Source organism: Pseudomonas fluorescens (assembly GCF_902498065.1).
Lineage (GTDB): Bacteria > Pseudomonadota > Gammaproteobacteria > Pseudomonadales > Pseudomonadaceae > Aquipseudomonas > Aquipseudomonas fluorescens_BJ.
This window is the reverse complement of record NZ_CABVIR010000001.1, coordinates 291,410-317,347: the sequence shown is the minus strand read 5'-3', so window position 1 is coordinate 317,347 and position 25,938 is coordinate 291,410. Positions and strand designations below refer to the sequence as shown.

Annotated in this window: 25 protein-coding genes; 20 read left to right on the top strand and 5 right to left on the bottom strand. The window is 59.7% G+C overall.

Annotated features, from left to right (window positions below):
* Window positions 1-205 precede the first annotated feature (205 nt).
* On the top strand, window positions 206-1,555 hold the full coding sequence (locus F8N43_RS01575; RefSeq protein WP_017339770.1) for an NCS2 family permease: 1,350 nt from the start codon (window positions 206-208) through the stop codon (window positions 1,553-1,555).
* A gap of 68 nt (window positions 1,556-1,623) precedes the next feature.
* Entirely contained in the window at window positions 1,624-2,250 is a 627-nt protein-coding gene (locus F8N43_RS01570; RefSeq protein ID WP_008031463.1) for a LysE family translocator, read from the top strand.
* Window positions 2,251-2,447: 197 nt separating this feature from the next.
* On the opposite strand, the gene uraH is transcribed toward F8N43_RS01570, so the two are convergent.
* On the bottom strand, window positions 2,448-2,801 hold the full coding sequence (uraH, locus tag F8N43_RS01565; protein ID WP_150638740.1) for a hydroxyisourate hydrolase: 354 nt from the start codon (window positions 2,799-2,801) through the stop codon (window positions 2,448-2,450).
* 419 nt (window positions 2,802-3,220) lie between these two features.
* Here uraH and puuE point away from each other — a divergent pair, with 419 nt between their 5' ends.
* From puuE to F8N43_RS01515, 9 genes are all read left to right on the top strand, one after another.
* Window positions 3,221-4,147, top strand: coding sequence for an allantoinase PuuE (puuE, locus tag F8N43_RS01555; protein ID WP_150631087.1), 927 nt, complete (start codon window positions 3,221-3,223; stop codon window positions 4,145-4,147).
* Entirely contained in the window at window positions 4,144-4,659 is a 516-nt protein-coding gene (uraD, locus tag F8N43_RS01550; protein ID WP_150631086.1) for a 2-oxo-4-hydroxy-4-carboxy-5-ureidoimidazoline decarboxylase, read from the top strand. Before puuE ends, uraD begins: the two co-directional genes overlap by 4 nt.
* A gap of 88 nt (window positions 4,660-4,747) precedes the next feature.
* Entirely contained in the window at window positions 4,748-5,743 is a 996-nt protein-coding gene (gene alc, locus F8N43_RS01545; protein ID WP_150638742.1) for an allantoicase, read from the top strand.
* 115 nt (window positions 5,744-5,858) lie between these two features.
* Window positions 5,859-6,362: an ureidoglycolate lyase gene (locus tag F8N43_RS01540; RefSeq protein ID WP_150631146.1), complete on the top strand. Its 504-nt coding sequence runs from the start codon at window positions 5,859-5,861 to the stop codon at window positions 6,360-6,362.
* Window positions 6,363-6,412: 50 nt separating this feature from the next.
* Complete coding sequence (locus F8N43_RS01535; protein ID WP_150638744.1) at window positions 6,413-7,705, top strand: urate hydroxylase PuuD; 1,293 nt, start codon at window positions 6,413-6,415, stop codon at window positions 7,703-7,705.
* A gap of 138 nt (window positions 7,706-7,843) precedes the next feature.
* Window positions 7,844-9,196: a nucleobase:cation symporter-2 family protein gene (locus F8N43_RS01530; protein WP_150653087.1), complete on the top strand. Its 1,353-nt coding sequence runs from the start codon at window positions 7,844-7,846 to the stop codon at window positions 9,194-9,196.
* 168 nt (window positions 9,197-9,364) lie between these two features.
* A complete protein-coding gene (locus F8N43_RS01525) occupies window positions 9,365-10,150 on the top strand; it encodes an outer membrane protein OmpK (RefSeq protein WP_150638748.1) in 786 nt (261 codons plus the stop codon).
* Window position 10,151: 1 nt separating this feature from the next.
* A complete protein-coding gene (locus F8N43_RS01520) occupies window positions 10,152-10,529 on the top strand; it encodes a hypothetical protein (RefSeq protein ID WP_150638750.1) in 378 nt (125 codons plus the stop codon).
* Window positions 10,526-11,311, top strand: coding sequence for an outer membrane protein OmpK (locus tag F8N43_RS01515; protein ID WP_150631081.1), 786 nt, complete (start codon window positions 10,526-10,528; stop codon window positions 11,309-11,311). Before F8N43_RS01520 ends, F8N43_RS01515 begins: the two co-directional genes overlap by 4 nt.
* A gap of 123 nt (window positions 11,312-11,434) precedes the next feature.
* On the opposite strand, the gene F8N43_RS01510 is transcribed toward F8N43_RS01515, so the two are convergent.
* Both F8N43_RS01510 and F8N43_RS01505 read right to left on the bottom strand, forming a co-directional pair.
* On the bottom strand, window positions 11,435-12,607 hold the full coding sequence (locus F8N43_RS01510; protein ID WP_150631080.1) for a patatin-like phospholipase family protein: 1,173 nt from the start codon (window positions 12,605-12,607) through the stop codon (window positions 11,435-11,437).
* Between the two features lie 35 nt (window positions 12,608-12,642).
* On the bottom strand, window positions 12,643-13,575 hold the full coding sequence (locus tag F8N43_RS01505) for a lipid A biosynthesis lauroyl acyltransferase (protein ID WP_150638752.1): 933 nt from the start codon (window positions 13,573-13,575) through the stop codon (window positions 12,643-12,645).
* Window positions 13,576-13,693: 118 nt separating this feature from the next.
* Here F8N43_RS01505 and minC point away from each other — a divergent pair, with 118 nt between their 5' ends.
* The 7 genes from minC to F8N43_RS01475 all read left to right on the top strand — a co-directional run bounded on the left by minC (window position 13,694) and on the right by F8N43_RS01475 (window position 20,557).
* The gene (gene minC / locus F8N43_RS01500; protein WP_150638753.1) at window positions 13,694-14,431 is read left to right on the top strand and encodes a septum site-determining protein MinC; all 738 of its coding nucleotides are present in this window, start codon (window positions 13,694-13,696) and stop codon (window positions 14,429-14,431) included.
* Window positions 14,432-14,632: 201 nt separating this feature from the next.
* Window positions 14,633-15,445, top strand: coding sequence for a septum site-determining protein MinD (gene minD, locus F8N43_RS01495; protein WP_150631077.1), 813 nt, complete (start codon window positions 14,633-14,635; stop codon window positions 15,443-15,445).
* A complete protein-coding gene (gene minE / locus F8N43_RS01490) occupies window positions 15,445-15,699 on the top strand; it encodes a cell division topological specificity factor MinE (RefSeq protein ID WP_007944431.1) in 255 nt (84 codons plus the stop codon). Before minD ends, minE begins: the two co-directional genes overlap by 1 nt.
* A gap of 188 nt (window positions 15,700-15,887) precedes the next feature.
* Window positions 15,888-16,523, top strand: a complete 636-nt coding sequence (locus F8N43_RS01485) for an RluA family pseudouridine synthase (RefSeq protein ID WP_150631076.1) — start codon at window positions 15,888-15,890, stop codon at window positions 16,521-16,523.
* 195 nt (window positions 16,524-16,718) lie between these two features.
* Window positions 16,719-18,008: a M18 family aminopeptidase gene (locus F8N43_RS01480; RefSeq protein WP_150631075.1), complete on the top strand. Its 1,290-nt coding sequence runs from the start codon at window positions 16,719-16,721 to the stop codon at window positions 18,006-18,008.
* Window positions 18,009-18,154: 146 nt separating this feature from the next.
* Window positions 18,155-18,322 carry a hypothetical protein gene (locus F8N43_RS29265; RefSeq protein WP_162130712.1) on the top strand — a complete coding sequence of 56 codons (168 nt, stop codon included), beginning with the start codon at window positions 18,155-18,157 and terminating at the stop codon, window positions 18,320-18,322.
* Window positions 18,323-18,400: 78 nt separating this feature from the next.
* Window positions 18,401-20,557, top strand: coding sequence for a mechanosensitive ion channel family protein (locus tag F8N43_RS01475; RefSeq protein WP_150653086.1), 2,157 nt, complete (start codon window positions 18,401-18,403; stop codon window positions 20,555-20,557).
* A gap of 90 nt (window positions 20,558-20,647) precedes the next feature.
* Here F8N43_RS01475 and F8N43_RS01470 read toward each other — a convergent pair whose 3' ends face one another.
* The gene (locus tag F8N43_RS01470; protein ID WP_150631073.1) at window positions 20,648-22,321 is read right to left on the bottom strand and encodes a DEAD/DEAH box helicase; all 1,674 of its coding nucleotides are present in this window, start codon (window positions 22,319-22,321) and stop codon (window positions 20,648-20,650) included.
* Window positions 22,322-22,742: 421 nt separating this feature from the next.
* On the opposite strand from F8N43_RS01470, the gene F8N43_RS01460 reads away from it, so the two are divergent.
* The gene (locus tag F8N43_RS01460; protein ID WP_150631072.1) at window positions 22,743-23,534 is read left to right on the top strand and encodes a crotonase/enoyl-CoA hydratase family protein; all 792 of its coding nucleotides are present in this window, start codon (window positions 22,743-22,745) and stop codon (window positions 23,532-23,534) included.
* A 118-nt stretch (window positions 23,535-23,652) separates the two neighbouring features.
* Here F8N43_RS01460 and F8N43_RS01455 read toward each other — a convergent pair whose 3' ends face one another.
* Window positions 23,653-24,408, bottom strand: coding sequence for a spermidine synthase (locus F8N43_RS01455; RefSeq protein ID WP_150631071.1), 756 nt, complete (start codon window positions 24,406-24,408; stop codon window positions 23,653-23,655).
* Window positions 24,409-24,556: 148 nt separating this feature from the next.
* Between F8N43_RS01455 and F8N43_RS01450 the strand changes: the two genes are divergently transcribed.
* A complete protein-coding gene (locus tag F8N43_RS01450) occupies window positions 24,557-25,903 on the top strand; it encodes a class II 3-deoxy-7-phosphoheptulonate synthase (RefSeq protein WP_150631070.1) in 1,347 nt (448 codons plus the stop codon).
* The last annotated feature ends 35 nt before the right edge of the window (window positions 25,904-25,938 follow it).

Sequence of the window (25,938 nt, the reverse complement as noted above, 5' to 3'; positions counted from 1 at the left end):
TCGAAGGCCATATATCCCTATCGCCAAACTTTTCGTCTACAAAATCAAAAACATTATTTGCATTATTTGTATACAAAAGCATAATCCACTGCGTGCGAGTTCCTGACCAAGAGGTCAATAAATTCGCGAATGCCTCAAAGGGCCGCTGCCACCCTCATGGGTCCGGCCCTGGAAATAACAATAAAACTCTTGAGGAGTACTCGCTGTGGAAAGCCGCAAATCCGAAGCCCCGACGCTCGAACTCTCGCCGCCGTTACGCAATGGCTGGCTGGAGCGCATCTTCAAACTCAGCTTGCATGGCACCACGGTGAAGACCGAGCTGATTGCCGGTCTGACAACCTTCATCACCATGGCTTACATCATCTTCGTCAACCCCAACATCATGGCCGACGCCGGGATCGATCACGGCGCGGCATTCGTTGCGACCTGCATCGCCGCTGCGCTGGGTTGCCTGTTGATGGGCTTGTACGCCAACTGGCCGGTCGGCCTCGCGCCGGGCATGGGTCTCAACGCCTTCTTCACCTACACCGTGGTCGGCACCATGGGCTACAACTGGGAAACCGCCCTCGGTGCGGTGTTTGTCTCCGGCGTATTGTTCATGATCCTGACCTTTTCCAAGATCCGCGAATGGCTGCTCAATAGCATTCCGGTGAGCCTGCGCTTTGCGATGGGCGCGGGGGTCGGTCTGTTCCTCGGCTTGATCGGCTTGAAAACCGCCGGCATTGTCGTCGATAGCCCGGCGACGCTGATCAAGCTCGGCTCCCTGCGCGAGCCCGGCCCGCTGCTCGCCGCCATCTGCTTCCTGATGATTGCCGTGCTCAGCTACCACAAGGTGTTCGGTGCGATTCTCATCAGCATCATTACCGTAACGCTGGCGGGTTGGGGCCTGGGACTGGTGCACTACGAGGGCATCATGTCGGCCCCGCCAAGCCTGGCACCGACCTGGATGGCGATGAACGTCGCCGGCGTGTTCAACGTCAGTATGATCAGCGTAGTGCTGGCCTTCCTCTTCGTGCACATGTTCGACACCGCCGGCACGTTGATGGGCGTCGCCCAGCGCGCCAACCTGGTGAACGCGGACGGTCGTATCGAAAACCTTTCCCGCGCAATGAAAGCCGACAGCGCGTCCAGCGTATTCGGGGCCGTGGTCGGTGTTCCTCCCGTAACAAGCTATGTGGAAAGTGCCGCTGGCGTAGCGGCTGGTGGTCGGACTGGTCTTACCGCAGTGACCGTAGGTGTGCTATTTATTGCAGCCATGTTTTTCGCACCGCTGGCCGGCATGATTCCCGCTTACGCCACCGCCGGTGCACTGATTTACGTGGCGATGCTGATGATGGGCGGCATGGCGCACATCGAATGGGACGAAGCGACCGACAGCATTCCGGCGATCGTCACCGCGATCATGATGCCGCTGACCTTCTCGGTCGCCGACGGTATTGCGCTGGGCTTCATCACCTATGTGGCGTTGAAAGCCGGCACCGGTAAATACAAGGAAATTTCCGTGAGCCTGTGGGTGCTCTGCGCGATTTTCATCGCCAAGTTCATCTTCTTGTAAACACAGGTACTCGCTTGAAAACAGCCTCACCCCGTCGGGTGAGGCTTTTGTGCAAATGGAGGAAAGTGATGAGTCTGGAAACCTGGCTGCTGTTCAGCGGCGCTGCGCTGGTGGTGATCCTGATCCCGGGGCCCCTGTCTTTGCTGATGATCAGCAACAGTCTGAATTATGGTTTGCGTCGTTCTTACCCGGCGTTTCTGGGGGGCGTGATTGCATCTATCTGCTTGCTCAGCGCTTCTGCGCTGGGTCTGGGTGCCTTGTTGCTGGCTTCGGAACAGCTGTTCAGTGCATTGAAAATCGTCGGTGCGCTGTACCTGTTCTACCTCGCCTGGCAGAGCTGGCAGCAATCGCGTCAGCCATCGGTCGGCGCCGAAGTGCCACAGGCTGCGCCGGTGCCGCGCTTTCGCGCCCTGTTCGGACGCGCATTTGTGCTGGGTGCGAGCAATCCGAAAGACATCTTGTTCTTCGCCGCTTTCCTGCCGCAGTTCTTGAGCGCCGGGCAACCGTTCCTGCCGCAGTTGCTGGTGATGATCGCCACGTGGACCGTGCTGGATCTGCTGTGCAAACTGGCTTATGGGCTGGGCGCGCATGGTGCAGCGCGGTACTTGCGCAGTGGCAAGGGGCAGAGCTGGTTTAACCGGGTGAGTGCGGGGTTGTTCAGTGGGGCGGGTGCAGCGTCGCTGTTGAGCCGCTAAAAGCATCGCTAGCAGGCTAGCTCCCACAGGAGATTTGTGAACGCCGCAAATCCAATGTGGGAGCTGGCCTGCTAGCGATTACGTGTGCACGGACGCCACATTTCTCCAGACGAAAAAAAGCCCGCAGTGTGAGCGGGCGTAAGACCAAAGAAGCTATATGCGCAGTCGCTTCTCGGAGGAGGCAGCTGCTTGGGGGATCAGCTGCCGCGGTATGTGGAATAGCTATAAGGCGAAATCAGCAACGGCACGTGGTAGTGATCCTGTTCCGCAGAGATGCCAAACCGCAGCACCACCACATCCAGGAACGCAGGTTCCGGCAGCTGTACGCCACGGGCGCGGTAGTAGTCGCCCGCATGAAACTGCACCTGGTAGACCCCGGAGCGATAGTCATCGCCTTGCAGCAGCGGTGCATCGACACGCCCGTCGCTGTTGGTGATTGCACTGGCGACCAATTCCAGATGCGAGCCTTCAACGCGGTACAACTCGACCTTGATCGAGCTGCCCGGGCAACCGTGTGCAGCGTCCAAAACGTGTGTAGTCAAACGTCCCATTGATTCTGCGCGCCTGCTGCGTGGAGCAGTCAGACCTCGCGCCTCCCGAAGTCAGTTGAAAGGAGACCGCACCGATTCGGAGCACGAAAAGCTGCGGCGAGCGACTGATTAAGACACTTTTCAAAAAAATTGTACACAATAAAAACGACATTTTTGCAGCCAGCACCGCCATTCAAGGATTCGCCGTCAATCTGAAGCTAAACCATACAAGCAGCGGACCTTCCATCCCTTAGCTGACCAACTGGGCAGGTTTCTTGCAGTATCACGCAAAGATGACACCTGATGAAAAATGCGAAAATTCAGGCTTACAAAGTGGATATAAAGTTGTATACAATCAGCCCATCGCTGTGACGCCAGCCTGTCATCTGATCGCCAGGCCGCCACACAACCTGTCAACACGAATAAGAAGGAAGACTGCAGTGAGCGCTGACTACCCACGCGACCTGATCGGTTACGGCAGTAACCCTCCTCACCCACACTGGCCCGGCAATGCCCGCATCGCGCTGTCCTTCGTGCTCAATTACGAAGAAGGCGGCGAGCGCAACATCCTGCACGGCGATAAAGAATCCGAAGCCTTCCTTTCGGAAATGGTTTCGGCGCAGCCACTGCAAGGCGCGCGCAACATGAGCATGGAATCCCTTTACGAGTATGGCAGCCGTGCCGGCGTCTGGCGGGTTCTGAAGCTGTTCAAGGAATTCGACATTCCGCTGACCATCTTCGCCGTGGCCATGGCCGCCCAGCGCCACCCGGATGTGATCCGCGCGATGGTCGATGCCGGTCACGAAATCTGCAGCCACGGTTATCGCTGGATCGACTATCAGTACATGGACGAAGCGCAGGAACGCGAGCACATGCTCGAAGCGATCCGCATCCTCACCGAAATCACCGGCGAGCGTCCGCTGGGCTGGTACACCGGCCGCACCGGCCCGAACACTCGTCGATTAGTGATGGAAGAAGGCGGTTTCCTCTACGACTGCGACACCTACGACGACGACCTGCCCTACTGGGAACCGAACAACCCGACCGGCAAGCCGCACTTGGTGATCCCGTATACCCTGGACACCAACGACATGCGCTTCACCCAGGTCCAGGGGTTCAACAAGGGCGACGACTTCTTCGAATACCTGAAAGACGCGTTCGACGTGCTGTACGCCGAGGGCGCCGAAGCACCGAAAATGCTCTCGATCGGTCTGCACTGCCGCCTGATCGGCCGTCCAGCCCGACTGGCCTCGCTCAAGCGCTTTATCGAATACGCTAAAAGTCATGAACAGGTGTGGTTCAGCCGCCGCGTCGACATCGCTCGCCACTGGCACGAAACCCACCCGTACCAAGGGGCTGCCCAATGAGCACCTTTCAAACCCTGAAGCCCTCGACCCTGAGCCGCGACGCGTTCGTCGCCGCTTTCGCTGACATTTACGAACATTCGCCATGGGTGGCCCAGAAGGCCTTCGATCTGGGCCAGGACGCTTCGATCGACCAGATCGAAACCCTGCACCAACGCATGAGCGATATCCTGTTGAGCGCCGATCACGCCAGTCAATTGGCACTGATCAACGCTCACCCGGACCTGGCCGGCAAAGCCGCCGTCCAGGGCCAGCTTACCGAAGCCAGCACCAATGAACAGGCTGGCGCCGGTATTCACCAATGCACGGCCGAAGAGTTTTCTCGCTTCACCGAGCTGAACGACGCCTACAAAGCCAAGTTCAAGTTTCCCTTCATCATGGCGGTAAAAGGCAGCAACCGGCATCAGATCCTCGCGGCGTTCGAAACGCGCATTCACAACTCGGCGGATACCGAGTTCAAGTGCGCGCTGGCAGAGATCAACAAGATCGCCCTGTTCCGTTTACTGACCCTATAGCGAGCCTGGCCCGAGTGCTTTAAAACGCGAAGAGTACCCAGGGCCCTGCGAGCATCCCAAGCCAACTTATTAAAGGCAGACAAGAAGAATGAAAGCTTACGCCGTACCTTTCGAGAAGTTCGTCAACCTGGCCGACGCCCGCCTGGGCACCAAAATCATCTCGGTCACCGATGACTGGTTCGCTGATGCCAACCGTCTGTTCCAACCGACCCCGGCTGTGTGGAAGGAGGGCGTGTTCGATGACAACGGCAAGTGGATGGACGGCTGGGAGTCGCGCCGCAAGCGCTTCGAAGGCTACGACAGCGCCGTGATCCGCCTGGGCGTACCGGGTTCGATCAAAGGCGTGGACATCGACACTTCATTCTTCACCGGCAACTTCCCGCCGTCGGCTTCGCTGGAAGCCTGCTTCCTCGCTTCGGGCGAGCCGGACGACAACACTCAGTGGACTGAAGTGCTGTCGGCCGTCGAGCTGCAAGGCAACAGCCACCACTACCACGAAATCAACAACGAGCAGTCGTTCAGCCACTTGCGCTTCAACATCTACCCGGATGGCGGCGTGGCCCGTCTGCGTGTGTACGGTATTCCGTTCCGCGACTGGTCCGCTGTCGGTGACAACGAACAGGTCGACCTGGCCGCAGCCCTCAACGGTGGCCGCGCCCTCGCCTGCTCCGACGAACACTTCGGCCGCATGAGCAACATCCTCAACCCGGGTCGTGGCATCAACATGGGCGACGGTTGGGAAACCGCACGTCGTCGTACCCCGGGCAATGACTGGGTGATCGTCGCGCTGGGTCATGCCGGCGAGATCGAGAAAGTCATCGTCGACACCCTGCACTTCAAGGGCAACTACCCGGACACTTGCTCGATCCAGGGCGCGTTCGTGAAGGGCGGCACCGACAGCCAGATCGAAACCCAATCGCTGTTCTGGCGCGAACTGCTGCCGGCGCAGAAACTGGAAATGCACGCCGAACACACCTTCGCCGAGCAGATCAAGGCACTGGGCCCGATCACCCACATCCGCCTGAACGTGTTCCCGGATGGTGGTGTGAGTCGCCTGCGCGTATTGGGCAAGGTTGCTAAATAAGCGCAAACCCATCGCCAGCAGGCTGGCTCCCACATTTGGAATGCGTTCCCCTGTGGGAGCCAGCCTGCTGGCGATAGCAACAGAACCAACAACACAGAATTCGGATAAAAACAGCATGCGCACACTGACGATTGAACCGCTGACCAAAGAAGCCTTCGCCCCTTTCGGTGACGTGATCGAAACCGACGGCAGCGATCACTTCATGATCAACAACGGTTCGACCATGCGCTTTCACAAACTGGCGACGGTGGAAACCGCCACGTCAGAGGACAAGGCGATCATCAGCATCTTCCGCGCGGACGCGCAGGACATGCCGCTGACCGTCAGCATGCTGGAGCGTCACCCGCTGGGCAGCCAGGCTTTTATTCCGCTGCTCGGCAACCCCTTTCTGATCGTGGTCGCGCCACTTGGCGATGAACCTGTATCAGGCTTGGTCCGCGCCTTCGTCACCAACGGCAGGCAGGGCATTAATTACCATCGCGGCGTTTGGCACCATCCGGTGCTGACGATCGAAAAGCGGGATGACTTCCTGGTGGTTGATCGCAGTGGCACAGGCAACAACTGCGATGAGCATTTTTTCAAAGAGGATGAGCGTTTGATCCTCGCCCCCCACCAATAAGAGAAGGTCCGATCACTTGACAACAAAGTGACGGGCGAGAGGTAAAGACTGTGGAAGCACATCTGTTGGAATGGCTGAACCTGAGCGTGCGCTGGGTTCACATGATTACTGGCGTGGCCTGGATCGGTGCGTCGTTCTACTTCGTCTGGCTGGAAAACAACCTCAATCGGGTCAACCCGAAAAGCGGTCTGGCCGGTGATTTGTGGGCGATCCACGGCGGCGGTATCTACCACCTGGAAAAATACAAACTGGCCCCACCAACCATGCCGGACAACCTGCACTGGTTCAAATGGGAAGCCTACTTCACCTGGATGTCGGGGATCGCGCTGCTGTGCGTGGTGTTCTACTCCAACCCGACGCTGTACCTGCTGGCACCGGGCAGCAGCCTGACCGGCCCTGAAGGGGTTGCCCTGGGCATTGCCTCGTTGTTCGTCGGCTGGTTCGTCTACTCCTTCCTTTGCGACTCGGCGCTGGGCAAACGCCCTGCCCTGCTCGGCTTCATCCTGTTCGTGCTGATCATCGGCGCCGCCTATGGCTTCAGCAAAGTGTTCAGCGGTCGTGGTGCGTACCTGCACGTCGGCGCGATCATCGGCACCATCATGGTCGGTAACGTGTTTCGCATCATCATGCCGGCGCAACGTGCACTGGTGGCGGCGATTGCCGAGAACCGCACGCCCGATCCGGCGCTGCCGGCCAAAGGCTTGCTGCGTTCGCGTCACAACAACTACTTCACCTTGCCGGTGCTGTTCATCATGATCAGCAACCACTTCCCGAGCACCTACGGCAGCCAATACAACTGGCTGATCCTGGCCGGGATCGCGGTGCTGGCGGTGTTGGTGCGTCACTACTTCAACACCCGTCATGACAGCCACAAGTTTGCCTGGACCCTGCCTGTCGCGGCTGTTGGCATGATCTGCCTGGCTTACGTGACCGGCCCGGCGCAAATGCCGAGCGCACCAGAAGTGGCCAAGACACCGGGCACCATCGAGTACCAGCCGCTGCCGGAAACCGCCGTCGGTGGCGGCGCCAAACCTGCTGCTGCCAAGCCTGCTGAAGCACCGGTCCAGGCGGCAAACGCCGGCCCGAGTTTCGACAAGGTGCACAGCGTGATCCAGGAACGTTGCTCGGTCTGCCACTCGGCCAAACCGACCAGCCCGCTGTTCAGTGCCGCACCGGCCGGCGTGATGTTCGACACCCCCGAGCAGATCCGCCAGAACGCCGCGCGCATCCAGGCTCAAGCCGTCACCAGCCAGATCATGCCACTGGGCAACATCACTCAGATGACCCAGCAGGAACGTGACCTGATCGGTGCGTGGATCGTGCAGGGAGCCCCCACCAATTAATCGTTAAAAGCATCGCTGGCAAGCCAGCTCCCACAGGGTTTCGCATGACCTGTAGGAGCCGGCTTGCTGTCGATTGGCCGCAACGCGGTCTCCCCTGATGCACAAAATCACAAGAATAAAAAAGATCCGAGGTGTTGCATGTCCGAGCTATCCCAAGCGCGCATCCCCGACGCACCCGCCATTCAGCGTTTGCCCCTTTTGCAACTGATCCTGGTTGGCCTGCAACACGTTCTGCTGATGTACGGCGGAGCCATCGCGGTGCCGCTGATCATCGGACAGGCCGCAGGCCTGAGTCGTGAAGAAATCGCCTTCCTGATCAACGCCGACCTGCTGGTGGCTGGCATCGCCACCATCGTCCAGTCGCTGGGCATCGGCCCGATGGGCATCCGCATGCCGGTGATGATGGGCGCCAGTTTTGCCGCCGTCGGCAGCATGGTCGCCATGGCGGGCATGCCCGGCATCGGTCTGCAGGGCATCTTCGGCGCGACCATCGCCGCCGGGTTCTTCGGCATGCTCATCGCGCCATTCATGTCCAAAGTCGTCCGGTTCTTCCCGCCGCTGGTGACCGGCACGGTCATCACCTCAATCGGTTTGTCGCTGTTCCCCGTGGCCGTCAACTGGGCGGGCGGCGGTGCGGGCGCCGCGCAATTCGGTTCACCGATTTACCTGGCCATCGCCGCGCTGGTGCTGGCCACCATCCTGTTGGTCCATCGCTTCATGCGCGGTTTCTGGGTCAACATCTCCGTGCTGATCGGCATGTGCCTGGGCTACTTGATCTGCGGGCTGATCGGCATGGTCGACCTCAGCGGCATGGCTCAGGCGCCCTGGGTGCAGATCGTCACCCCGCTGCACTTCGGCATGCCGAAGTTTGAACTCGCACCGATTCTGTCGATGTGCCTGGTGGTGGTGATCATCTTCGTCGAGTCCACGGGCATGTTCCTCGCGCTGGGCAAAATCTCCGGCCACGACGTCTGCCCGCGGATGCTGCGTCGCGGCTTGCTGTGCGATGCCGGCGCGTCGTTCTTCGCCGGTTTCTTCAACACCTTCACCCACTCCTCGTTCGCGCAGAACATCGGCCTGGTGCAGATGACCGGCGTGCGTTGCCGTTCGGTGACCATCGTCGCCGGCGGGTTGCTGATCGTATTGAGCCTGCTGCCCAAAGCCGCATTCCTGGTGGCCTCGATTCCGCCCGCCGTGCTCGGCGGCGCAGCGATTGCGATGTTCGGCATGGTCGCCGCCACCGGAATCAAGATTCTTCAGGAAGCCGACATCGGTGACCGTCGCAACCAATTGCTGGTGGCGGTCAGCATCGGCATGGGATTGATTCCGGTGGTGCGTCCGGAGTTTTTCGCCCACCTGCCGTTGTGGATGAGCCCGATTACCCACAGTGGAATCGCGATGGCGACCTTGAGTGCGCTGTCGTTGAACCTGCTGTTCAACATCCTCGGCGGCAAAGAACGCGCCGCGATCAACGACTGCCACGCCCACTAAGACAGAAACGCACAACCCCCTGTGGGAGCGAGCCTGCTCGCGATGAACCCGAGAACACCGCGTTTATCCAGATAACACGCGTATTCGTTAACGACCATCGCCAGCAAGCCGGCTCCTACAGGGGTGGGACACCTGCGCCTTGAAAATAAAAACAAGAGGGAGCAACAGATGATTCGGACTCAAACAAACCTGCTGTTGGGCAGCAGTCTCCTGGCTGCAAGCCAGGCCATGGCCGGCGATTTATTGCTGTGGCAGACCAACAGCCTCAGCTATTTGTACGGCAAGGATTTCGCGATCAATCCGTCGATTCAGCAGACGATCACCTTCGAACACGCCGACCGCTGGAAGTACGGCGACAACTTCCTGTTCGTCGACAGCACTTACTACAACGGCGAGAAAGACCGGAACAAAGGCGTTCACGCCTATTACGGCGAATTCAGCCCGCGCCTCTCCTTCGGTAAAATCCTTGACCGCCGTTTCGAATTCGGCCCGATCAAGGACGTGTTGCTGGCCATGACCTATGAGAATGGCGAAGACGACAGCGAGGCCTATCTGATCGGACCCGGCTTCGACCTTGCCGTACCGGGCTTCAACTTTTTCACCTTGAACTTCTACTATCGCCAGACTGAAGGCTCGCGTCCCGGCGATGATGTCTGGCAGATCACACCGGCCTGGTCCTACACCCTGCCATTGGGCAATTCGAGCCTGTTGATCGACGGCTACATCGACTGGGTCGTGGATAACGACCAAAACTCGCGCGGCACCTATCACGCCAACCTGCATGTCAACCCGCAGATCAAATATGACTTGGGCAAAACCCTCGGCTGGCGGGAGAAACAGGTGTATGTCGGCGTCGAGTACAGCTACTGGAAAGACAAGTACGGCGTCGAAAACAACGCCAACCTCGACACCCATGAAAGCACCACCAGCCTGCTGGTGAAGGTGCACTTTTAAGATGACCCGCAACCGCGCCCCAAACCTGCCATCGGTGCGCTGTTGCGGGGCACTTGAGAACGGGCCTTGGAGTCAGTATTCTCCGCGCCCGCCTGAATCCGCTTTAAAAAAAAGCCCGGATTTAATTCCTGACCAGAAAGCCAACTTATCCCGGCTCTGGACGGTACCAAGGCACTCCACCCCCCCTCTCAATCGACTGTTTTCGAGCAGCCGAGCGGGAGTTTTTTTGCTTTTTGAACGCCTTGGCGCAGCTCTTGCTTACAGCACTAAAGCTGACCGATTGGATGATTTTTTACAGCGACAGAAAAAGGCGCCACACCAGAGCGCCGACCTTAAAAAAATAACGTGGAACACCTACTTTTTGGGAGCAACCGAATGAAACGTATGTGCACTAGCCTGATGCTGGCGGGATCATTGCTGGCCGGGGGCCAGGCCATGGCCGGCGACTTGCTGCAATGGCAGAACAACAGCCTTACCTACCTGTATGGCAAGGACTTCCAGGTCAACCCGCGCATTCAGCAGACCGTGACTTTCGAACACGCCGACGGCTGGAAATATGGGGATAACTTCTTCTTCGTCGACAAGATCTTCTACAACGGCGAAAAGGATTTCAACGTCGGCCCGAACACCTATTACGGTGAGTTCAGCCCACGTATTTCCTTGGGCAAGGTTCTCGACCAGAAAATCGAATTCGGCCCGGTCAAAGACGTGTTGCTGGCCATGACGTACGAGTTTGGTGAAGGCGATACCGAGTCCTACCTGATCGGTCCGGGTTTCGACCTGGCGATCCCGGGCTTCGATTACTTCCAGCTGAACTTCTACAACCGTCAGACCGAAGGCCCACGCGCCGGGGACAATGTCTGGCAGATCACCCCGGTCTGGTCCTACACCATTCCAGTGGGGGACTCGAACATCCTGATCGACGGTTTCATGGACTGGGTGGTCGATAACGACGTCAACAAAAAAGGCGAATACCACGCCAACCTGCACTTCAATCCGCAAGTTAAATATGACTTGGGTAAAGCGCTGAATTTTGGCGAGAAGCAGTTGTATGTGGGTGTGGAGTATGACTACTGGAAAAACAAGTACGGGATTGAAGACAGCGGTGCATTCAAGACTAATCAGAGCACTACGAGCTTCCTGGTGAAGTTCCACTTCTGATCCGGCTGCAAGTGGCGTCTGCAAGGGCGCCATCGCTAGCAGGCTAGCTCCCACAGTTGATCTGAGTGGCACTGAAGATCCACTGTGGGAGCTAGCCTGCTAGCGATAGCCGCACCGCCGACCTCAAGCCGAAACCACCGGCTGCACCAACCCAAGAAACCGGCAAAGCTCCTCACGCTTGGCCAACGCATCGCGTCGCCCCAGGTCAATCAACTCGCTGCAATACCCCGCCTCGAACAACAGATAACTCAACACCCCCGCCCCGCTCGTCTTCGTTGCCCCCGGACCGCGCAAAAACAGACGCAGCGCCGCCGGCAACTCCTGCCGATGCCGCGCAGCAATTTCATCGATCGGCTGGCTCGGCGAAATAACCAGCACCTCCACCGGCGCTACGCCGAGCGCACGGGTCGGGGTGCCGTCGGGCATCAGATGGCTGAACTGATTCAAACGCTGCAGCAACTCGATGTCGCTTTCCAGGCTGTCAATGAACGTGCTGTTGAGCATGTGACCGCCGATTTGCGCGAGCGTCGGCTGCTGACCGGTGTACGCGCGTTGCAGCGGTTGTTCCGGGTCGACCCCTCGCGGGTTGCCACTGACGCCGACCACCAGCACGCGGCTGGCGCCCAGGTGCAGTGCCGGGCTGATCGGTGCCGATTGGCGAACCGCGCCGTCGCCGAAGTATTCCTCGCCGATTTTTACCGGTGCAAACAGCAATGGGATGGCTGAGCTGGCGAGCAAATGGTCGACGGTCAACTGTGTGGGAACGCCAATTCGCCGATGGCGCAACCAGGCATTAATGGTGCCGCCGCCCTGATAGAAGGTGACCGCCTGACCCGATTCGTAACCGAACGCGGTGACCGCCACGGCCTGCAACTGCTTCTGCGCAATGGCTTCGGCGATGCCGGTCATGTGCAATTTGTCGTTGAGCAACCCGCGCAACGGCGAGCTGTTGAGCAAGGCTACCGGCACTTGAGCGCCAATGCCCAGCAAACTGTGGCTGACAAATCGGCTGGCTTGATGGATCACCCCTGGCCAATCGCTGCGCAACACCAGATGACTGCGGAACCCCTGCCAAAAGGCTGTCAGACGTTCGATCGCACCACGGAAATCCATCGCCCCGCTGGCGAGGCTGACGGCATTGATCGCCCCGGCCGAAGTGCCGACGATCACTGGAAACGGATTGTCTGCCCCCAGCGGCAGCAGTTCGGCAATCGCCGCCAGCACGCCAACCTGATAGGCCGCCCGGGCCCCGCCGCCGGAAAGAATCAACCCTGTAACCGGTTCAGCAGGACTCATCGCAACGCTCCGTGGTGCTTAAAGGGATCAGTGGTTCAACCGCGTTTGGCGTACAGCTTGGGTTCGCCCGGTGGACGGCTCTTGAAGCGGCGATGGGCCCAAAGGTACTGCTCCGGGCAATCGCGCAGCACGCCTTCGATCCATTGGTTGATCCGCAGGCAATCGGCCTCTTCACTTTCGCCGGGAAAACCCTCGAGCGGCGCGTGAATCACCAGTCGATAACCGCTGCCGTCCGCCAGACGTTCTTGCGTGAACGGCACCACCAGCGCTTTGCCCAGCCGCGCAAACTTGCTGGTGGCCGTGACGGTCGCGGCCTGAATCCCGAACAGCGGCACGAAGATGCTTTGCTTGGCGCCGTAGTCCTGATCCGGTGCGTACCAGATCGCCCGGCCGGCTCGCAGCAGTTTGAGCATGCCGCGCACGTCTTCACGCTCCACCGCCAGCGAGTCGAGGTTGTGTCGTTCGCGGCCATTGCGCTGGATGTAATCGAACAGCGGGTTCTTGTGCTCGCGGTACATGCCGTCGATGGTGTGCTGCTGACCGAGCAATGCCGCGCCGATTTCCAGTGTGGTGAAATGCACGGCCATCAAAATCACGCCTTTGCCTTCGCGCTGCGCTTTCTTCAGATGCTCCAGCCCTTCGACGTGAGCCAGTTTCGCCAGGCGCTCCCGGGACCACCACCAGCTCATGGCCATTTCAAAGAACGCGATGCCGGTGGAGGCAAAGTTTTCCTTGAGCAGGCGTTTGCGCTCGGCGGGGGATTTTTCGGGGAAACACAGCTCCAGATTGCGCCGGGCAATGCGCCGTCGGTCGCCGGCCGCTCGATACATCAATGCACCAAGGCCGCGTCCGATAAACAGCAACGCCGGGTATGGCAATTGAACAATCAGCCACAACAGCCCCAAGCCGCACCACAGCGGCCAGAAACGCGGCATCAGAAATGCTTTTTGAAAACGCGGGCGATCCATTAAAGGTTCCGGAAAGACAATGGCCGCGCATTCTACATCGTTCGACCCGGCTTGCGGCTCGCGAGCGTTCTCGTTATAAGTCTCGGCACTTTTAGTGACAAGCCGTTGTATGCCGACCATGAGCCAAATCGAACCGCAAGACCAGGATCCCGTGTTCCAGTTGAAGGGCAGCATGCTCGCCATTACCGTGCTGGAGCTGGCCCGCAATGACCTCGAAAGCCTTGATCGGCAACTGGCCGCCAAGGTCGCCCAGGCGCCTGGCTTCTTCAGCAACGCGCCGCTGGTACTGGCTCTGGACAAGCTCCCGGCCAGCGAAGGCGCGGTCGATCTGCCAGGCCTGATGCGCGTCTGTCGCCAGCATGGCCTGCGCACCCTGGCGATCCGTGCCAGCCGTATCGAAGACATCGCCGCGGCCATCGCGGTCGACCTGCCGGTGCTGCCGCCGTCCGGCGCACGCGAGCGACCGCTGGACCCGCTTGAAGGCATCGTTGCGAAGAAACCGGAAAAACCGCCGGAACCCACGATCAAACCGACGAAAATCATCACCTCGCCCGTACGCGGCGGCCAGCAGATTTATGCCCAGGGTTGCGACCTCATCGTGATCTCCTCGGTCAGCCCGGGCGCGGAACTTCTCGCCGACGGCAACATCCATGTATACGGACCGATGCGCGGTCGAGTGTTGGCCGGGGTCAAAGGCGACACGAAAGCCAGGATTTTCTGTCAGCAAATGAGCGCTGAACTGGTTTCCATCGCAGGCCACTACAAGGTTTCGGAAGATCTGCGTCGCGACCCTCTGTGGGGCGCGGGCGTACAGGTCAGTCTGTCGGGCGATGTGTTGAACATCATTCGGCTTTAACGGATACTGCCGCATTTTCCAAGCATCTCTAAAACGTAGCGAAAACGGCTCAAACGAAGTAGGAAAAAGGCCAAAAGCAGTGTTTACCCGAGGTAAGCGCGGTTCTGGACCGGATTCCAGCCACGGCTGTCCGACTGCAGTAGTTTTTCTAGAGATGTTTTTCAGGGGCTAAATGTCCTTTTTCCTTAGGGGTGAAACACCTTGGCCAAGATTCTCGTGGTTACATCCGGCAAGGGTGGTGTGGGTAAGACCACCACCAGTGCCGCTATTGGTACCGGCCTCGCACTGCGCGGTCACAAAACAGTTATCGTCGACTTCGACGTCGGTTTGCGTAACCTCGACCTGATCATGGGCTGCGAACGTCGCGTCGTGTATGACTTCGTCAACGTAGTGAACGGCGAAGCCAACCTGCAACAGGCCCTGATCAAAGACAAGCGCCTGGAAAACCTCTACGTACTGGCCGCCAGTCAGACCCGCGACAAAGACGCGCTGACCGTCGAAGGCGTGGAAAAAGTCCTGATGGCGTTGAAGGAAGACTTCGAATTCGTGGTCTGCGACTCCCCGGCCGGCATCGAGAAAGGTGCGCACCTGGCCATGTACTTCGCCGATGAAGCGATCGTCGTGACCAACCCGGAAGTCTCCTCGGTACGTGACTCGGACCGCATGCTGGGCCTGCTGGCCAGCAAGTCGCGTCGCGCCGAAAACGGCGAAGAGCCGATCAAGGAACACTTGCTGCTGACCCGCTACAACCCGCAACGCGTCAGCGATGGCGAGATGCTCGGCGTCGAAGACGTCAAGGAAATTCTCGCTGTGACCCTGCTGGGTGTGATTCCGGAGTCCCAAGCGGTACTCAAGGCGTCCAACTCCGGCGTGCCGGTGATTCTCGACGATCAGAGCGACGCCGGTCAGGCGTACAGCGATGCCGTCGATCGCCTTCTGGGCAAAACCGTGGAGCATCGGTTTCTCGATGTGACGAAGAAAGGATTCTTTGAGCGTCTGTTTGGAGGCCGGTAATGAACATTTTTGACTTCTTTCGTGCTAACAAGAAGCCAAGTACCGCCTCGGTAGCGAAAGAGCGTCTACAGATTATCGTGGCGCATGAACGCGGCCAACGCAGTACGCCGGATTACTTGCCAGCCTTGCAGAAAGAGCTGGTAGAGGTGATCCGCAAGTACGTCAATATCGGGTCCGATGACGTGCATGTCGCCCTGGAAAACCAGGGTAGCTGCTCGATTCTGGAACTCAATATCACCCTGCCAGATCGCTGAGTCGATCCGGCTGGAGCCACGGCGGCTCGATCACTCGAACCCTTGTGTGGGAGCCGGCTTGCTGGCGATAGCATCAACGCGGTGTATCAGTTACACCGCGCTACCTGCATCGCCAGCAAGCCGGTTCCTGCAAAAAGGAGTATTCAAGTGATCGAGTCGCCGTTGGCGTTTGTTACGAGGCTGTTTTAATGCCGCTGTCCAACATCCACATCATCCATCAGGACGCCGCCGTACTGGTGGTGAACAAGCCTACCTTGCTGCTTTCCGTCCCTGGACGGGCCGATGACAACAAGGATTGCCTGATTACCCGCTTGCAGGAAAACGGCTACCCGGAAGCCCGCATCGTCCATCGTCTGGACTGGGAAACCTCCGGCATCATTTTGTTGGCCCGAGACCCGGACACGCATCGCGAGTTGTCCCGGCAATTTCACGATCGTGAAACGGAAAAGGCTTACACCGCACTGTGCTGGGGCCAACCGGAACTGGACAGCGGCAGCATCGACCTGCCCCTGCGCTATGACCCGCCGACCAAGCCGCGCCATGTGGTAGACCACGAGTTCGGCAAAAATGCCCTGACCTTCTGGCGTGTGCTGGAACGGTGCGGCGACTGGTGCCGCGTTGAACTGACGCCAATCACCGGCCGCTCCCATCAGTTGCGCGTGCACATGCTCTCCATCGGCCACCCGCTGCTGGGTGACGGGCTCTACGCCCACGAGCAAGCGCTGGCCGCCTGGCCACGCCTGTGCCTGCACGCGAGCATGCTGAGTTTCACCCACCCACAAACCGGTGAACGCTTGCGTTTCGAGTGCCCGGCACCGTTCTAGACGAAACACTCCAACCTGTGGGAGCGGGCTTGCCCGCGAAGGCGGCGGCACAGGCAACATCTTTGTTGAACTTGAGTCAGCTTTCGCGGGCAAGCCTGCTCCCACAGGGATCACACGCAGACGCAACACCATCAGCTCGCCGCCAATTCTGCGACCAATACGGTAAACTTGCGCCATTGCTGTCTGGAGCTACTTATGCGCGAAGAGTTGAACCAAGGCCTGATCGACTTCCTCAAGGCCTCCCCTACCCCGTTCCATGCCACTGCCAGCCTTGTTCAGCGCCTGGAAGCGGCGGGCTATCAGCGTCTCGACGAACGCGAGCCCTGGACCACCGAAGCTAACGGCCGCTACTACGTGACCCGCAACGACTCTTCGATCGTCGCGATCAAGATGGGCCGTCATTCACCGCTGCACGGCGGCATTCGCCTGGTCGGCGCCCACACCGACAGCCCGTGCCTGCGGGTCAAACCCCAGCCGGAACTGCAACGCCAGGGTTTCTGGCAGCTGGGCGTCGAAGTCTATGGCGGCGCGCTGCTGGCGCCCTGGTTCGACCGTGACCTGTCCCTGGCCGGTCGCGTGACCTTCCGCCGTGACGGCAAGGTCGAGAGCCAACTGATCGACTTCAAGACGCCGATCGCAATCATTCCGAACCTGGCCATTCACCTCAATCGTGAAGCCAATATGGGTTGGGCGATCAACGCCCAGACCGAACTGCCGCCGATCCTCGCGCAATTCGCCGGTGACGAGCGCGTGGACTTCCGCGCCGTGCTCACCAATCAACTGGCTCTCGAGCACGGCCTGAACGCCGACGTGGTACTCGATTACGAGCTGAGCTTCTACGACACCCAAAGCGCAGCGGTCATCGGCCTGCATGGCGACTTCATTGCCGGCGCGCGCCTCGACAACCTGCTGTCCTGCTATGCCGGCCTGCAAGCCTTGCTCACGACTGAAACCGACGAAACCTGCGTCCTGGTCGCCAATGACCACGAGGAAGTTGGCTCCTGCTCGGCGTGCGGCGCTGACGGCCCGATGCTGGAGCAGACGCTGCGTCGCTTGTTGCCCGAAGGTGACGAATTCGTACGGACCATTCAGAAATCCCTGCTGGTCTCGGCCGACAATGCCCACGGCGTACACCCTAACTACGCCGACAAACACGACGCCAACCACGGCCCGAAACTCAACGCCGGACCGGTCATCAAGGTCAACAGCAACCAGCGATACGCCACCAACAGCGAAACCGCCGGGTTCTTCCGCCACCTGTGCATGGCCGAAGAAGTGCCGGTGCAAAGCTTCGTGGTCCGCAGCGACATGGGCTGCGGCTCGACCATCGGCCCGATCACCGCCAGCCACTTGGGCGTGCGCACGGTGGACATCGGCCTGCCGACGTTCGCCATGCACTCGATCCGCGAGCTGTGCGGCAGCCATGACCTGGCACACCTGGTCAAAGTGCTGAGCGCGTTCTACGCCTGCCAGGAATTGCCGTAAACCTTGCAGGAGCCCGGCTTGCCGGCGATGGCATCCTTGAGATCGCCATCGCCGGAACGCCGCCCGCAGCAAGCCGGCTCCTACAAATGCTAAAGCCACCTAAACTTGAATTATCCCTTTCGACAAGGCAGTCGCTCATGATCTCAATGTCTTCATTTCACGCCATGCTGATCCCGATTCTTGCCGGGATGATCCTGCTGGCCATCGGCTTCAATTTCCGTGACAAGAATGCCGGCGTGTTCGCGATGTGGATCGGCATGCTGACCATCCTCGCCACCGTCGTCTTCAAGATCCTCGCCAAACTCAACGAATAAATCCTCACCCCTGGCTCGCTTTGATTTTGGCGGGCTCGTACACTCGGTCGATCTGCTCCTTTCAAGGTTGACCGCCTAGTGTTCGCTCGTCTTTATGCCCTGCCTTGCCTTTTCCTCGTCTGCCTCATGACGCTGCTGCCGATCACGCCTGCCCAGGCCGCCGGTCTTCCGAGCCTGCTCAACAGCTCGGCGAAAGCCCAGCCTGAAGCGCAAGAACCCCTCGGGCAATCCCTCGACGAAGTCATCAAATCGCTGGAGAACGATCAGCAACGCAGCAAATTGCTGGCCGACCTGAAGAAGCTGCGCGACGCCACCAAAAAAGCCCAACCGGCCAAAGAAGAAGGCGTGCTAGGCCTGATTGGCGGCACGCTGGCCAATTTCGAAAAGCAGTTTTCCGGCGCTGACAGCCCGCTCACGCACTGGTCGGAAGAATTCAACCAGGCCAAGGATGAACTGACAGCCCTGGCGTTGCCGGCCAATGAATGGCTGCCGATCATTTTTGCCTTCGCCATGATCCTGATGGTCTGGAGCCTGCTGGCCGCCGCGCTGATCTGGCTCGGCCATCGGGTGCGGATGCGCTTCGGCCTGACCGAGGAATTGCCGCAACACCCCAAGGCCCTCGACATGCTGCGTTTTGCCTTGCGCAAACTCGGCCCCTGGCTGATTGCCTTGCTCATCACGGTCTACATGAGTTATGCCCTGCCCTCGTCACTGGGCAAAAGCCTGGCGATGGTTCTGGCCTATGCACTGGTGGTCGGCACGTGTTTTTCGGCGATCTGCGTAATCGCCTTTTCCTTGCTCGATGGGCCGCACCGCCACCGCGCTTTATACATCCTGCGGCATCAGGCCTTTCGACCGTTGTGGCTGATCGGCAGTTTTGCCGCGTTCGGCGAAGCCTTGAGCGACCCGCGACTGGTTGCCAGCCTCGGCAGCCATTTGGCGCACACTGCCGCCACCATCGCCAACGTGCTGGCCGCACTGTCCACTGGACTGTTCATCCTGCGGTTCCGCCGCCCCATCGCTCACTTGATCCGCAACCAACCACTGTCACGGCGCCTGACCCGCCGCGCACTCAGCGACACGATCGAAATTCTCGGGACCTTCTGGTTCGTGCCGGCGTTGGTGCTGGTGGCCATTTCGCTGTTCGCCACCTTTGTCTCGGCCGGCGACACCAGCACCGCGCTGCGCCAGTCGCTGATCTGCACCGTGCTGCTGGTGTTGTGCATGGTCATCCACGGGTTGGTGCGCCGGCATGCGCTGAAACCGCAACGCGGGGTGAAGCGCCATGCGCTGTATTCCGAACGCCTGAAAAGCTTCTTTTACACCCTCGCCCACTTGCTGGTGTGGCTGGCGTTTATCGAACTCGGCCTGCGCGTCTGGGGCATGTCGCTGATTGCGTTCACCGAAGGCGAAGGCCATGAAGTCAGCGTCAAACTGTTCAGCCTCGGGGGCACACTGATTTTTGCCTGGCTGATCTGGATTCTCAGCGACACCGCGGTGCACCACGCGCTCACCCGCTCGCGCAAAGGCCTGGCCAATGCCCGCGCGCAAACGATGATGCCGCTGATCCGCAACGTGCTGTTCGTGGCGATTTTCATCATCGCGCTGATCGTCGCCCTGGCGAACATGGGCATGAACGTCACGCCGCTGCTGGCCGGTGCCGGCGTGATCGGTCTGGCCATCGGTTTCGGCGCACAGTCGCTGGTCGCCGACCTGATCACCGGGCTGTTCATCATCATCGAAGACTCCCTGGCCATCGACGACTACGTGGATGTCGGCGGCCACCTCGGCACCGTCGAAGGCCTGACCATTCGCACCGTGCGCCTGCGGGATATCGACGGCATTGTCCACACCATCCCGTTCAGCGAAATCAAAAGCATCAAGAACTACTCCCGGGAATTCGGCTACGCGATCTTCCGCGTGGCGATCCCCTCCAATATGGACATCGACAACGCGATCAAACTGATGCGCGACGTCGGCCAGAAGATGCGCAACGATCCGCTGCAACGGCGCAATATCTGGTCGCCGCTGGAGATTCAAGGGGTCGAGAGTTTCGAGTCAGGCAATGCAATTCTGCGGGCCCGCTTCAAGACGGCGCCGATCAAACAATGGGAAGTGTCCCGCGCGTTCAACCTGTCCCTGAAACGACACCTGGACGAAGCCGGGCTCGACCTGGCGATGCCGCGTATGAGCGTGCAAGTGGTGACGGCAGGCGGCGGCCCGACCACGGAATAATCCCGCTCCTACAATACAAATCGCAGGCAAAAAAAAATCCCCGAACCAGTCGGGGATTTTTTATGTTCGATCAATCAGCCCGGGAGCGGATCAATCTTCGCGATAGCGACGCAGCTTCAACTGCTTACCGGCAACGCGAGTGTCCTTCAGCTTGGTCAGCAGACGCTCCAGACCATCTTCCGGCAGCTCGACGAGGCTGAAGCTGTCACGCACCTGGATGCGACCGATTGCTTCGCGAGCCAAGCCACCTTCGTTGAGGATGGCGCCCAGCAGGTTTTTCGCAGCGATACCATCACGCGCACCCAGCGCGGTACGGCAACGAGCACGACCTTCAGCCAATGGAACCGGAGCGCGACGCTCACGATCACCACGGTCCGGACGATCACCGGTACGCTCTGGACGATCGCCACGCGGTGCGTTGTTCGGCACCAGTGGACGTTCTTTCTCGATCGCAGCCAGGGTCAACGCCTGAGCGTTGGTGGCTTTGCGCAACAGAGCAGCGGCCAGTGCACGTGGAGTGCAACCGATGTCGGCAGTCAGGCGATCCAGCAGATCACCGTGAGTCGATTCGGCATCCGCCACCAGTGGCGACAGGCTGTTGGTCAGTTTCTTGATGCGGGCATCGAGAACAGCCTGAGCGTCCGGCAGGCGGACTTCGGCAACTTTCTGACCGGTTACACGCTCGATCACTTGCAGCATGCGGCGCTCACGCGGAGTCACCAGCAGCAGTGCACGACCTTCGCGACCGGCACGGCCGGTACGGCCGATACGGTGAACGTAGGATTCCGGATCGTACGGCATGTCAACGTTGAACACGTGAGTGATGCGCGGAACGTCCAGGCCACGAGCAGCAACGTCGGTCGCCACAACGATGTCCAGACGGCCATCCTTGAGGGAGTCGATCACGCGCTCACGCTGGTTCTGGGCAATGTCACCGTTCAGCGCAGCGGCTTTGTAGCCTTTGGCTTCCAGGGCGCTGGCCAGGTCCAGGGTCGCTTGCTTGGTGCGCACGAACATGATCAGGGCGTCGAAGTCTTCGACTTCCAGCAGGCTCAATACAGCCGAGGTCTTCTGGTCAGCGTGAACCAACAGGTGAGCCTGTTCGATCGCGGTAACGGTCTGAGTCTTGGTCTGGATCTTCACGTGTTGCGGATCGCGCAGATGGCGTTCGGCAATGGCACGGATCGACTGTGGCAGGGTGGCCGAGAACAGTACGGTCTGACGGGTCGCTGGCAGAGCCTTGAAGATGACTTCCAGGTCGTCCATGAAGCCCAGCTTGAGCATTTCGTCAGCTTCGTCGAGAACCAGGTGGTTCACGGTCGACAGGACTTTTTCGTCGCGACGCAGGTGGTCGCACAGACGGCCCGGGGTGGCGACAACGATCTGTGCGCCGTTACGGATTGCTTTCAGTTGTGGGCCCATAGGCGCGCCGCCGTAAACGGCCACAACGGTAACGCCCGGCATTTGCTTGGCGTAGGTTTCGAAAGCGGTTGCTACTTGCAGCGCCAACTCACGGGTTGGCGCCAGGATCAGGGCTTGCGGCTCGCGCTTGGCAGGATCGATGCAATGCAGGATAGGCAGGGCGAACGCAGCGGTTTTACCCGTACCGGTTTGCGCCTGACCAATCATGTCCTGGCCGGCCATGATGATCGGGATCGATTGCTGCTGAATAGCCGAAGGCTCTTCGTAGCCAGTCGCGATGACGGCTGCAAGAATATTCGGATTAAGATTAAAAGCGGCGAAGCCGCCGGTTTCCTGGGTCATGGGTCTGCCTCTAAGTGCATCCGCAAAGACCCATGCTCCAAAGCTGCGCATGCCGTGTAAGACTCAAGAGTCGCCCTGGCTGCTTTGTCGGCGGGGATTTGCGAAAACGAATGAATGAAAAAGATTCGTCAAGGGAGAGTCCGCTGTGCGGACGTGCAGCCGAAGCTGACTTCGGGGAATTGCGCTACCTAAACGCGGCCCGGTTAAAGGCCGGCGCGCACTATACCGGAATTCGCCCAAAAAGGGAGCATTATTTGTCGGAAAACCGACGCATACACCGTTATGTCACAGGCTTTGCGGATAATCGCGCAAGCGTCTATTTTTCAAAGGCCCGGCCCTGCTGGCGATGGCGCTAAAACGGTTCACCGTTGTGAAGCATACCTACGGCCTCACAATCCCTTCCCACCCGAGGAATTGTTCGATGAATCAACCCGTTACCAGCCGTGTGACCTGCGAACGGCACGGCCATGTCCTGTTGATCGGCCTCGATCGGGTGGCCAAGCGCAACGCCTTCGATCTCGACCTGCTCAACGCCCTCAGCCTGGCCTATGGCGAGTTCGAGGCCGACAGCGAAGCGCGGGTGGCGGTGGTGTTCGGTCATGGCGAGCATTTTACCGCCGGGCTTGATCTGGTCAGCGCCAGCTCAGCCCTGGCCGAGGGCTGGCAGGCGCCGCCCGGCGGTTGCGATCCGTGGGGCGTGTTTGCGGGGCCGCGAGTCAGCAAACCGGTGATCGTCGCCGCGCAAGGTTATTGCCTGACCATCGGCATCGAGCTGATGCTGGCCGCCGACATCAACCTTTGCGCCAGCAACACCCGGTTTGCCCAGAAAGAAGTGCAGCGCGGGATCTTCCCGTTCGGCGGCGCCACCTTGCGCTTGCATCAGGTCGCCGGTTGGGGCAATGCGATGCGCTGGTTGCTGACCGGGGATGAATTCGATGCGCATGACGCGTTGCATCTGGGCCTGGTGCAGGAAGTCATGGCCAGCGAAGACTTGCTGCCGCGGGCGATTGAATTGGCGGAGCGGATTGCCCGGCAGGCGCCGCTGGGGGTGCAGGCGACGCTGATGTCGGCGCGGCAGGCGCGTTATGAAGGAGAAACAGCGGCGGCGCTGGCGTTGCCGCCATTGGTGAAGAAGTTGCTGGCGAGTGAGGATGCGCAGGAAGGCGTGCGGTCGATGTTGGAGAAGCGGCCCGGCGTGTTCAAAGGGTTTTGAAGGATGTTTTGGTTGCGAGGGCCTCATCGCGGGCAAGCCCGCTCCCACAGGTTTTGTGAATATCCACAATCACTGTGGGAGCGGGCTTGCCCGCGATTAGGCCCATATAGACGACAAATCAAGTCGCCGGGCGGATCGCCTTGATCAACGACTGCAACGAGTACCCCAACCGCGGCGCCAACCCTTCGGCCCGCGCCACCAACCCGTGCATGTCCAGCTCCTGATCCAGCTCCGACGGCACGAGCAGAATCACATTGCCCTCCTTCACCGGCAGCTCCCAGTAATGCCGGTGATAGAGCCCGCGCAACAACGCCGCACCCAACGGCTTGCCATCATCGGTAGCCCATTGATTGATCACCAGCCAACCACCCGGATTCAGGCGTTTCTGACAGTTTTCCAGAAAATTCCAGGCCAGATGCCCGACACCTGGCCCGACATCGGTGTAAAGGTCGACGAAAATCAGGTCGGCCGGCTCGGCGGTATCGAGCAGTTCCAGCGCATCGCCGACGCGGATGTACAGTCGCGGATCGTCATCCAGCCCCAGGAATTCGATGGCCAGGCGCGGCACGTCGGGCCGCAGCTCAATGGCTTCGACATCTTCCAGCGGCAAGAACTTCAGGCACGCCTGAGTCAGCGTGCCAGCGCCGAGGCCGAGGAACAGTGCGCTTTCCGGTTGCTCATGGCACAACGCACCGATCAGCATGGCACGGGTGTAATCGTATTCGAGCCAGCTAGGGTCGGCGGTGAACACGCAACTCTGTTCGATGGCATCACCGAACTCGAGAAAACGGTAATCGGCCACTTCCAGCACGCGAATCACGCCGAACTCGTCCTGTACCTCGGCGAGCAGATGCTCGACGCGCTCCTCAGTCATTTCGTCTCCAGATCGTCACCGGGCCCGGCAACGCAGTACACCGCAACATCGGGCGGCAAAAGCGCGATTGTCCGCGAAGCGACGGGAACAGGTCACGCACTAATTGCTGATAACATGAACGCCCGAGCGTAAAACAACCGAGACCGTGATGAGCCAACCCTGGAGCCCTGACAGCTGGCGCGCCTTGCCGATCCAGCAACAACCTGTTTATCCCGACGCGGCGCATTTGCTGCACGTCGAGCAAACCCTGGCGAGCTATCCGCCGCTGGTGTTTGCCGGTGAAGCCCGGGAGTTGCGCCGTCAGTTCGCCGAAGTGACCCAGGGCCGCGCGTTTCTGTTGCAGGGCGGCGACTGCGCCGAAAGCTTCGCCGAGTTCTCCGCCGCGAAAATCCGCGACACCTTCAAAGTGCTGCTGCAGATGGCGATCGTCATGACCTTCGCTGCCGGTTGCCCGGTGGTCAAGGTCGGGCGCATGGCCGGGCAGTTCGCCAAACCGCGTTCGGCCAACGACGAAACCATCGACGGCGTGACCCTGCCCGCCTACCGTGGCGACATCGTCAACGGTATCGGTTTCGACGAAAAAAGCCGTGTACCTGACCCGGAACGCCTGCTGCAGTCCTATCACCAATCCACCGCGACCCTGAACCTGCTGCGCGCCTTCGCCCAGGGCGGTTTTGCCGACCTGCATCAGGTGCACAAGTGGAACCTGGACTTCATCGCCAACTCGGCCCTGGCGGAAAAATACAGCCACCTCGCCGACCGCATCGATGAAACACTGGCATTCATGCGCGCCTGCGGCATGGACACTTCGCCGCAATTGCGCGAAACCAGTTTCTTCACCGCCCACGAAGCGCTGCTGCTGAACTACGAAGAAGCCTTCGTGCGTCGCGACAGCCTGACCAACGATTACTACGATTGCTCGGCGCACATGCTGTGGATCGGCGACCGCACCCGACAGCTCGACGGCGCTCACGTCGAATTCCTGCGCGGGGTGAACAACCCGATCGGGGTCAAAGTGGGGCCGAGCATGAACCCGGACGACCTGATCCGCCTGATCGACGTGCTCAACCCGGACAACGATCCAGGCCGTTTGAACCTGATCGCACGGATGGGCGCGAACAAGGTCGGCGATCACTTGCCGGCGCTGATCCGCGCGGTGCAGCGTGAAGGCAAGCAAGTGCTCTGGAGTTCCGACCCGATGCACGGCAACACCATCAAGGCCAGCAGCGGCTACAAGACCCGCGACTTTGCGCAGATTCTTGGCGAAGTGAAGCAGTTTTTCCAGGTGCACGAAGCGGAAGGCACCTATGCCGGCGGCATCCATATCGAGATGACCGGGCAGAATGTCACCGAGTGCATTGGTGGTGCGCGGCCGATTACCGAGGATGGGTTGTCGGACCGGTATCACACCCATTGTGATCCGCGGATGAATGCGGATCAGTCGCTGGAGTTGGCGTTTTTGATTGCTGAAACTTTGAAGCAGGTTCGACGGTAGTTTTTGATCGCCTGATGTACCGCTATCGCTAGCAG

Bases quoted from the DNA above. Each gene is read 5' to 3' on its own strand.
- F8N43_RS01570 (WP_008031463.1), top strand. From the start codon at position 1,624: ATGAGTCTGGAAACCTGGCTGCTGTTCAGCGGCGCTGCGCTGGTGGTG.
- uraH (WP_150638740.1), bottom strand. From the start codon at position 2,801: ATGGGACGTTTGACTACACACGTTTTGGACGCTGCACACGGTTGCCCG.
- uraD (WP_150631086.1), top strand. From the start codon at position 4,144: ATGAGCACCTTTCAAACCCTGAAGCCCTCGACCCTGAGCCGCGACGCG.
- alc (WP_150638742.1), top strand. From the start codon at position 4,748: ATGAAAGCTTACGCCGTACCTTTCGAGAAGTTCGTCAACCTGGCCGAC.
- F8N43_RS01540 (WP_150631146.1), top strand. From the start codon at position 5,859: ATGCGCACACTGACGATTGAACCGCTGACCAAAGAAGCCTTCGCCCCT.
- F8N43_RS01530 (WP_150653087.1), top strand. From the start codon at position 7,844: ATGTCCGAGCTATCCCAAGCGCGCATCCCCGACGCACCCGCCATTCAG.
- F8N43_RS01525 (WP_150638748.1), top strand. From the start codon at position 9,365: ATGATTCGGACTCAAACAAACCTGCTGTTGGGCAGCAGTCTCCTGGCT.
- F8N43_RS01520 (WP_150638750.1), top strand. From the start codon at position 10,152: ATGACCCGCAACCGCGCCCCAAACCTGCCATCGGTGCGCTGTTGCGGG.
- F8N43_RS01515 (WP_150631081.1), top strand. From the start codon at position 10,526: ATGAAACGTATGTGCACTAGCCTGATGCTGGCGGGATCATTGCTGGCC.
- F8N43_RS01510 (WP_150631080.1), bottom strand. From the start codon at position 12,607: ATGAGTCCTGCTGAACCGGTTACAGGGTTGATTCTTTCCGGCGGCGGG.
- F8N43_RS01505 (WP_150638752.1), bottom strand. From the start codon at position 13,575: ATGGATCGCCCGCGTTTTCAAAAAGCATTTCTGATGCCGCGTTTCTGG.
- minC (WP_150638753.1), top strand. From the start codon at position 13,694: ATGAGCCAAATCGAACCGCAAGACCAGGATCCCGTGTTCCAGTTGAAG.
- minE (WP_007944431.1), top strand. From the start codon at position 15,445: ATGAACATTTTTGACTTCTTTCGTGCTAACAAGAAGCCAAGTACCGCC.
- F8N43_RS01485 (WP_150631076.1), top strand. From the start codon at position 15,888: ATGCCGCTGTCCAACATCCACATCATCCATCAGGACGCCGCCGTACTG.
- F8N43_RS01480 (WP_150631075.1), top strand. From the start codon at position 16,719: ATGCGCGAAGAGTTGAACCAAGGCCTGATCGACTTCCTCAAGGCCTCC.
- F8N43_RS29265 (WP_162130712.1), top strand. From the start codon at position 18,155: ATGTCTTCATTTCACGCCATGCTGATCCCGATTCTTGCCGGGATGATC.
- F8N43_RS01470 (WP_150631073.1), bottom strand. From the start codon at position 22,321: ATGACCCAGGAAACCGGCGGCTTCGCCGCTTTTAATCTTAATCCGAAT.
- F8N43_RS01460 (WP_150631072.1), top strand. From the start codon at position 22,743: ATGAATCAACCCGTTACCAGCCGTGTGACCTGCGAACGGCACGGCCAT.
- F8N43_RS01455 (WP_150631071.1), bottom strand. From the start codon at position 24,408: ATGACTGAGGAGCGCGTCGAGCATCTGCTCGCCGAGGTACAGGACGAG.
- F8N43_RS01450 (WP_150631070.1), top strand. From the start codon at position 24,557: ATGAGCCAACCCTGGAGCCCTGACAGCTGGCGCGCCTTGCCGATCCAG.